The sequence below is a fragment of the Asticcacaulis sp. P4_H10 genome, from assembly GCF_056400965.1.
Map to the genome: position 1 here is coordinate 117207 of NZ_JBFUKH010000013.1, position 8355 is coordinate 125561.

An 8355-nucleotide genomic window follows, 5' to 3' on the forward strand; every position below is an offset into this window, starting at 1 on the left:
TGGGGCAGCTATAGCCTTGGCGCCACTTTCCGCCTTGTCACAGGAAGCGCCGGCTACGGCCGACGCGCCGAAAGAAGCGGACGTCGTTGTTGTCACCGGCTCACGCTTGCGGGGCACTGCTCCGGTCGGCTCGACCATCATTTCGCTTGGTCGTGACGAAATCGCCAAGTCGACCGCCGGAACGACCGATCGTATTATCAAGGAAATTCCACAGGTCTTCGATCTCGGCGTCAGTGAAAACTCGCGCGGCCAGTCGGGTGGTTCCGGCAACATTACCTACGGCAACAGCGTCAACCTGCGTGGAATCGGCCCGTACTCGACCCTGATCCTGGTCGACGGTCACCGCGTTGTCAGCAATTCCCGCTCAATCGATCCGTCGGTCATGCCATCTCTCGGTCTGGAGCGGATCGAAGTCGTGGCTGATGGTGCGTCCGCCATCTACGGTTCTGACGCAGTCGCCGGCGTCGTAAATCTGATCCCGCGCAAGACGCTCGATGGTGTTGAGGCCCTGGTTCGTTACGGTTCCGCTGACGGCTTCGACGAAAAGCAGATCGGCCTGGCCATGGGCAAGGTCTGGGACGGCGGTCAGTTCATGATCGCGGCAGAGAAGGTCGAGAGATCGGCCCTCAAGGGTGCGGACCGTGATTTCTTCGTGTCCGACCAGCGCCCGTTTGGCGGCAACAACTATTCCGTCACCAAGTGCGCGCCTGGCACGCTCAAGGCGGGCGGAACCTCCTATGCGATGCCGGCCAGCCTGACACAGGCGAATGCGAGCAGTCTGGTTGCCGGCACGTCGAACACCTGTGACGATCTGATCGGCCAGGATCTGGTGCCTGAACAGGAATATACGTCGTTCAATTCGACCTATTCCCAGGATCTCACGCCGTGGATGACGATCTTCGCAGATGCATTCTATAGCCGCCGTGATTTTGTGCGCGATCCGGCGTCGGCCAGTGCCACCCTTACGGTGCCGCAAACCAATGCATGGTTTGTCCGGCCGGCCGGTTTTACCGGCACCAGCTATACGGTGGACTACAACTTCATCAATGACTTGCCGCTCGACCAGATTACCGGCCACGCGCAGAGCTGGCAGATCACGCCAGGTGTCCGTTTCAAGCTGCCGAAAGACTGGCAACTGGAAATCGTCTATGGCGTTGGTCGCACCCACGACAATTCGATCCAGACGCGCGGCCTGAACAATACCGCGTTGAACGCCGCCCTGGCCAGCAACGATCCAACCAAGGCCTTTGACCCATACGGCGGGCATCGCACAGCCGCAAATGTCATTGCCGGTATCAGCGACCAGCTGTTCATCGCGCCGACCATCGGCCGGTACAGTGGTGGCGAAATGCGCTTGAGTGGTGCGCTGTTCAGCCTGCCGGGGGGGGACGTGAAGCTGGCGGCAGGCCTTGAAGTTCAGCGCAACGCGGTTGATCTCGGCCTCCTGCGTGGTGGGCCGGGTTCAGCGATGACCTTCCGCTACTTCAAGCGCAATGTGATCTCCGCCTACGCCGAGACGCTGGTTCCGATCTTCGGTGCGGCAAACGCAATACCCGGCTTCCAGAAGCTTGACCTGTCGGTGGCTGTGCGGACCGACGAGTATTCGGACGTCGGCCAGACGACCAACCCGAAATACGGTATCAACTGGACGCCGATGGACGGCCTGACCTTCAAGGCGTCTTACGGAACCTCCTTCCGGGCGCCGATCATTCCGCAGATCTACGGCAACTCGAACGGCCTGTTCGGTCAGGCCTACCAGAATCCGGCTGGCGGCGCGCCGCTGACGGGCTTCGCCTATTCGGGCACCAATCTGGACCTGACGCCAGAAACGGCCGAGACCAAGTCGTTCACCGTCGACTGGCGTCCGTCCTCGACCTTCAATGCCAGCCTGACCTATTTCGACGTTCTCTATGAAAACCAGGTGACGTCCTACCTGTCGGACCTGGCGATCCTGACGCGGTCGAGCCAGTTCGACGGCACTGGCATCATCCTGACCGGAACCGCGGCCCGCGATCGCGTGCTGGAACTGCTGGCTCAGGGCATACCGCTCCTGCGCGGGTCATTCCCGGGCGGCAACCCCAACAATGTCACGCTATATGTCGATGGCCGCAACAAGAATCTTGGTGTCTCCTCGACTCAAGGGTTCGACTTCGCCTCGACCTACCGCGTGCCGACCGACAACTGGGGTGATTTCCGCTTCAATGTCGCCGGCACCTATCTGACCAAGTATGAGGCCGCGATCACGCCGTCGGCGCCGAAGATCGACCTGCTCAATACGATCTTCAATCCGCTCACCCTGAAGATGCGTGCCTCCGTCGGCTGGGAAAAGGGACCGATCAACGCCCAGCTTACCGTCCATCGCGTCGGCGCGTACGACAATACGGCCATCACACCGATACAGGAGGTCGAAGCCTATTCGCCGGTCGACCTGTATGTGGCCTGGGACCTGGGGGAGCATCTCGGCACCAACCTGACCCTCGGCCTGGATGCGAGCGATCTCTTCGACTCCGGCCCGCCCTATGTCAACCTGGCGCCCAGCGTCAACGGCAGCGGCGGTTACGACGCCACCGCGGCTTCACCGATGGGCCGCAAGGTCGCGGTCAGCCTGCGCGCCAAGTGGTAAGCCTAAGTTATTGCTTTATAGTGATATTTAGCGCTCTAAGGCGCAAAGAAATGCGAATGGATTGTTGAAAGCGAATGGAAGCCCTGATCGACATGCGCGCGCATATGGCGCTCGGCGTCCTCGGGGCGACCTTCGACGATTGCCGCCGTAATCAGGCGATGGTCGGCATTGGCGGAATCGATGCGCTGGGCGTTGTAGAAGGTCGAAAACAGCAACCGGTAGATCGGTATTGTCAGCGTGGCGAGGAAGGTCTGGACGTAGTCGTTGCGGGCGCCTTCGATGATCAGGCGGTGCCAGGCTGTATTCAGCCTGGCGAACTGTTCATGGTTGCCGGTGGACTCGCCCTGGTTCATCTCTTCCTGGATGGCCAGGAGGCGGGTCTTCAGTTCGGGCGCATCGGCTGCGGCGAAATCGGCTGCGGCGATGCCTTCGAGCGCCATGCGGGCGCGATAGATCTGGCGGACTTCGTCGAGAGTCAGGCGTTTGACGGAGGCGCCGCGAAACTCTTCGATGGTGACCAGGCCTTCGGTGGCCAGTCTCTGCAAGGCTTCGCGAACACGAGAGCGGGTGGCGCCGGTTTCGGTTATGATGTCGGCTTCGACCAGCCTCTGGCCTGGGACGTAACGGCCCATCCGGATGCCGTCGCGCAAGCGATCGGCAACGTCATGAGCGGCGAGGGGCTTTGGCTTTGTCGTCATGAATCAAGCATTCGGCATGACCGGCCGGATTGTCAACTATTTCGTCGGCGTTTTTCCTGAGTAGCTTCAAGATCTTGTTATGACTGTTTCTGATATTACTCTGTTATTTACCGGCGACCTGGTGCTGGATGTTCCCGATGCCGACTATTGGCTGTCTGGAATCGCACCGGCCCTGCTCGCCGCGGATGTGGCGATCGGGCATCTTGAGGTGCCGCACACCCTGAGTGTCGATGCGCTGGCCGGAGATGTACCGGCGCCCGGCGCCCCGCCTGAAAACCTGGAGGCATTGCGAAGCGCTGGCTTCACGGCATTGACCCTGGCAGGTAATCATATCGCCGATTGCGGGGCGACCGGAATTGCAGATACAAGGGCTGGTCTCGATCGACTGGGCATCCTGCATACAGGCGCCGGCAAGGATCTGACGGAAGCCGCGCAACCCGCGATCATTCAGCAGGGTGGGCGGAGGATTGCCCTGCTGAGCTATAATCTGGTTGGGCCTGAGATTGCCTGGGCGGGACGCAAGCAGGCCGGGTGCAATTATTTGCGTGTCGAGACCCGGGATGGGTCGCCCATCGCACCGGCGGCCCCCCTGGCGGTCTTCGCGGATGACAAGCGATTGGCTGATGAGATCGCCGCCGCGCGTTCCAACGCTGACCTGGTCGTAGTGGCCCTGCACAAGGGGATTGTCCATACCCCGGCAGTCCTGGCACCTTATGAACGGCCGGCCGCGCAAGCAGCGATAGATGCCGGCGCGGACATCGTTATCGGCCATCACCCGCACATTGCGCGCGGCATCGAAATCTACAAGGGCAAGCCCATATTCCATGGCCTTGGCAATGGCTGTGTCGTCACCCACGCCCTGAGCCCCGGTCAGGACCATCCCGCGCGTGCCGCCTGGGTGGAGCGGCGCAAGGCCCTGTTCGGCTTCGAGCCTGATCCGGCCTACACCCTGGCGCCGTTTCATCCCGAAGCGGTCAACGCCCTGATCGGCAAGGTCGTGTGGCGCGCCGACGGACAATTCTGCACAAGCTTTCTGCCGGTATTCATCGAAGCGCCCGGCCGCCCGGTACTGGCAACAGGCGAGCGTGCTGAGGCCATTACCCGATACATAGCCGATATTACCATCCGCGCCGGGTTGCCGGCTCTGGATCTGAACGCAGGCGCCCTGGAGGTCGCCGTTGCATGACTGAGCCCCAACACCACGCATGGCCCCTGCGCGCGTTGACCATTGTCGGAGGCGGCGCACTTCTGGTCGCAATGGCTTGCGACGCCATGGGCGTCATCGGCCGCCAGACCGGTCATCCGTTTATCGGCGCGATTGAACTCGTGCAGGCGGCCATCCTGATCGCCGGATCGGCCGGACTGCTGATTGCCAGTCTCACCCGTATCCACGCCACCGTTCATCTGGTGGTTGAACGGCTCCCTGAGGGTGTGCGCGACGTAGCCGAGCGTGTTACGCGCGCCATATCTTCGCTGTTCTTCATCGCCGTTCTGGCGGGTTCCGTGTGGCTGGCTATCGAAGCCTGGTCCGGGTTCGAGGCCAGCGAAGTCCTGGGGATTCCCTATCCTCCGCTGCGTTTCATCGCCTGCGCTTCGGTGGCGGCTGTCGCTGTCGTCTTCCTTTGGCAATCCTTCGCCCGGAGGCCGTCATGATGGCGACACCTGAAACAGGGCTCCTGGGCGTTGTCGTCCTCCTGATCCTGCTGATGACCGGCATGCCCATCGGCGCTGCGCTCGGGCTGGTTGGCATAGGCGGCCTGGTTCTGTGCCTCGGGCTTGAGCCGGCCATCATCAAGTCGGGCGTAGTGCTGCTTGAGACCCTGATCCGCTATGAGCTGGGCACCATCCCCATGTTCCTGCTGGTCGCGCACCTGTGCTTCTCGGCCAATGCCAGCCGTGACATGTTCGATGCCGCTGCCAAGTTTCTGGGTCACAAGCGCGGCGGCCTTGGCTTCGCATCTATCGCCGGCTGTGCCGGCTTTGGTTCGATCAATGGATCTTCGCTGGCTACGGCCGCAACGATTGGACTGGTTGCCCTGCCGGAAATGCGCAAGCGCGGCTACGACGATGGCCTTGCCACCGGCGCGGTCGCTGCCGGTGGAACCCTGGGCCAGATGATTCCGCCATCGGGTGCATTGATCGTCTTTGGCATTATTGCCGAACAGTCGATCGGGAAAATGTTCACTGCCGCCCTGATACCCGGGATTACCCAGGCTTTGTTCTATCTGCTGGTCGTCTGGCTGCTGGTGCGCTGGAAGCCGGAACTGGCGCCCGCCACCGAGCGCGCCCCGTGGTCCGAGCGCTGGAAGGCGCTGCTGAAGATTGTCGATATTGCGCTGCTTGTCATTGTCATGATCGGTGGCATCACGTTTGGCCTATTCACGCCTACCGAAGCGGCGTCTATTGGCGGGATCGGTGCGCTGATTATCGCCGCCACGCGCCGCCGGTTGAACTTCGCCACGCTTTATAATGCGCTGTTCGAGACCCTGAAGACGTCAGGCATGATCGTCACTATCGTGATCGGCGCCATCCTGTTCTCGGTATTCGTTTCGGTGACTGGCCTGACCGATTCCATCGGCAGCTTCATCACCGGGTTGGGTGCGGGGCCCCTGGTCACCATCCTGGTCATGGCGGCGTTATTGCTGTTGCTGGGGTCGGTGCTGGATGGCCTGGCGCTGATGCTGCTGACCACGCCGATCCTGCTGCCGATTATCGACCAGATGGGACTGTCGCCGATCTGGTTCGGCGTCTTTCTGGTCCGTGCCATGGAGATCGGCTTTATCCATCCACCCATCGGCATGAACCTCTATGTCATTCAGGGGATTGCCAAGGACGTACCGCTCAACCGGATATTCATGGGCGTCCTGCCGTTCCTGGTATCGGACCTCGTGCACCTGCTGCTGCTCATTCTCTTCCCCGTTATCACCCTGGGCCTGCCGGAACTTCTCGGACAATGAATACTATAGACACCCTACTGGCCGATCCGCTGTCTGCCGTGCGCGCCACCGTTCATCCTGTCGGTTTTGTCGGCCTCGACATTCCTTTGGAAGTTCTGACCGCTGGTGGCCGCGTGGCCTGTCACCTGCCGTGGGACCGGGCCCTGGCCACCCCGCGCGCCGACCGTTGGCTGGAAAGCGGCTTTGGACCCTGGACGTGTCGCATCCTCGAAGACTGGGCCGAGGGACGTTTCGACCTGTTCGAACATGTGGTCTTCACGCGCGGTGACGATAACGCCCAACGGCTCTACTATTACATTTGCGAATTGCAACGGCGCGGCGAGATCAAAGGGCCGACGCCATTGATCTTCGATGTGGCCTATGTTCGCCGCCCGACCAGTGCCGACCGCACCCGAACGGCTGTTGCCAACCTGTGTGCGCAGCTCGACGTGCAGACCGCAGACCTGGCCATCCCGCAGATAAATGCGCGCCGGGCCGCAATGGCCGCGTTGCAGTCCGGCCGTCAGGTCAACGGCCACTTCTACGAACGTCTGACACGGGCATCGTTGTTTGGCGATGTCGCAGCGGTTGCCCCTGATGGACAAGCGACACAACGCATCTTGCTCGCCGGAACGCCGCCGCCAGACGGCAGGCTGCATCAGGCGGTTGATCAGGCCTGCGCGTCTATTGTGGCCGAAGCGCATGAGCGTTCGTTAGGTTGGATGGGACAACATGTGGCCGAAGATGGTGAGCCACTGACCGCGATTGCCAGCAGCATTTATGCCCGGACGACCGGCGCACGCACCTTTGGCGACAGGAGCCAACGTATCGTGGCAGCAGCTCGTGAGGCTCAGGCTGACGCCGTGCTTCTTTGGTTGATCGAGGAAGAGGAGTCCGAGGTCTGGCATGTGCCTGCCCAACGTGCTGCCCTGGCCGCGGCGGGTATTCCCGCGCTCGTTCTGACCCGCCGTGCCTGGCTGGACGACATCTCGGGCGAAATTTCACACTTTTTGAAAGAGCGCGCCGCATGAGCTTGCTGAAGGGACATCTGGTCCTCACCCTTGGAAACATGGCGAAACGTCCGCTGGCGCGTTATCTGGCTTCATTAGGCGCCACGCTGGCGCCGTTTGACGCGGCGCGTCTCAATGAGGCCTCCTTCCTGATCGACGACCTGGGACTTGAAGCGTCACGTCCCCCCAGCGACTACCCACGCCTGATCCACGTGTCGGTAACGCCCTACGGCAGCTTCGGCCCAAGGGCCAGTTGGAAGGGCGGCGAGTTGCAGGCCTCGGCCATGGGCGGAAGCCTGCGTCTGACCGGCCAGCCTGACCGGTCGCCCGTCAAGGAGGCGGGTGACGCCTGTACCTTCCACGCTGACATGGTCGCAGGCGCCGGCGCCATGGCCGCGCATTATTCCCGCGCGGTCCACGGCCACGGTCAGCACGTCGATGTGTCGATTGCCGAAGTCGCCTTCAGCCGTAATGTCAACGGCATACTTGTGTGGGAATTTGACCGGCGCAAACTGCACCGGGTCGGCGGGGCGCTGAACTATGGCAAGGCGACAGTGCGCTGCATCTGGGCGTTGGCCGACGGCTGGTGCTTCCACTCCCTGATGACGGGCCGCTTCGGCGCGCCGGCCAACCAGGCCCTGTCCGACTGGATCGACGAAGCCGGGCTGGATAATCCGCTCAAGGGTGTCGACTGGCTGAGCTACAATCGCTCGACCCTGCCGGCGGAGACCCGGGAAGTCTGGGAAAAGGCCATCGCAGCCTTTTTCGCCACCCGCACCAAGGCTGAAATGGCGGACGAAGGACGGCGACGCGGCATCAATGCCTGTGTCGTCAACGTACCGGGTGACGTCCTGGCTGATTCGCATTTGCAGGCGCGTGAATTCTGGACGGGCGGCGACGTGCGCGAACCGTCGCGCTTTGCGACTGTCTATGGAGGTCCCGCGGCTGCCAGGCCGGAGGTCCGTAGGTCGCAGCGCAGCGGCCCCCTTGCCGGTGTCCGTGTCCTCGACTTCTCCTGGGCGCTGGTTGGCTCGATGACGACCAAGACCCTGGGTGACCTCGGTGCAGACGTCATCAAGGTCGAGTCC

7 protein-coding genes are annotated in these 8355 nt (G+C 62.0%); 6 read left to right on the forward strand and 1 reads right to left on the reverse strand.

The annotated features are described in order from the left end of the window. Window positions 1-16 precede the first annotated feature (16 nt). Complete coding sequence (locus AC1DON_RS21400) at window positions 17-2623, forward strand: TonB-dependent receptor plug domain-containing protein (RefSeq protein WP_476936860.1); 2607 nt, start codon at window positions 17-19, stop codon at window positions 2621-2623. Between the two features lie 35 nt (window positions 2624-2658). Here the strand turns inward: AC1DON_RS21400 and AC1DON_RS21405 are convergent, their stop codons facing one another. After that, on the reverse strand, window positions 2659-3321 hold the full coding sequence (locus AC1DON_RS21405) for a GntR family transcriptional regulator (protein WP_476936861.1): 663 nt from the start codon (window positions 3319-3321) through the stop codon (window positions 2659-2661). Window positions 3322-3400: 79 nt separating this feature from the next. Here AC1DON_RS21405 and AC1DON_RS21410 point away from each other — a divergent pair, with 79 nt between their 5' ends. The 5 genes from AC1DON_RS21410 to AC1DON_RS21430 all read left to right on the forward strand — a co-directional run. Then, window positions 3401-4507, forward strand: a complete 1107-nt coding sequence (locus AC1DON_RS21410) for a CapA family protein (protein WP_476936862.1) — start codon at window positions 3401-3403, stop codon at window positions 4505-4507. Further along, a complete protein-coding gene (locus tag AC1DON_RS21415) occupies window positions 4504-4974 on the forward strand; it encodes a TRAP transporter small permease (protein WP_476936863.1) in 471 nt (156 codons plus the stop codon). Before AC1DON_RS21410 ends, AC1DON_RS21415 begins: the two co-directional genes overlap by 4 nt. Next, the gene (locus AC1DON_RS21420; RefSeq protein ID WP_476936864.1) at window positions 4971-6278 is read left to right on the forward strand and encodes a TRAP transporter large permease; all 1308 of its coding nucleotides are present in this window, start codon (window positions 4971-4973) and stop codon (window positions 6276-6278) included. The genes AC1DON_RS21415 and AC1DON_RS21420 overlap by 4 nt, the downstream gene beginning before the upstream one ends. Next, on the forward strand, window positions 6275-7288 hold the full coding sequence (locus AC1DON_RS21425; protein WP_476936865.1) for a 2-hydroxyacyl-CoA dehydratase: 1014 nt from the start codon (window positions 6275-6277) through the stop codon (window positions 7286-7288). The genes AC1DON_RS21420 and AC1DON_RS21425 overlap by 4 nt, the downstream gene beginning before the upstream one ends. Next, the coding region (locus AC1DON_RS21430) for a CoA transferase (RefSeq protein WP_476936866.1) at window positions 7285-8355 on the forward strand (1071 nt) is incomplete at its 3' end. The genes AC1DON_RS21425 and AC1DON_RS21430, both read left to right, overlap by 4 nt.

What these genes read in the sequence shown, in the direction of transcription:
- AC1DON_RS21405 (WP_476936861.1), bottom strand. Translation starts at nt 3,321, where the DNA reads ATGACGACAAAGCCAAAGCCCCTCGCCGCTCATGACGTTGCCGATCGC.
- AC1DON_RS21410 (WP_476936862.1), top strand. Translation starts at nt 3,401, where the DNA reads ATGACTGTTTCTGATATTACTCTGTTATTTACCGGCGACCTGGTGCTG.
- AC1DON_RS21415 (WP_476936863.1), top strand. Translation starts at nt 4,504, where the DNA reads ATGACTGAGCCCCAACACCACGCATGGCCCCTGCGCGCGTTGACCATT.
- AC1DON_RS21420 (WP_476936864.1), top strand. Translation starts at nt 4,971, where the DNA reads ATGATGGCGACACCTGAAACAGGGCTCCTGGGCGTTGTCGTCCTCCTG.
- AC1DON_RS21425 (WP_476936865.1), top strand. Translation starts at nt 6,275, where the DNA reads ATGAATACTATAGACACCCTACTGGCCGATCCGCTGTCTGCCGTGCGC.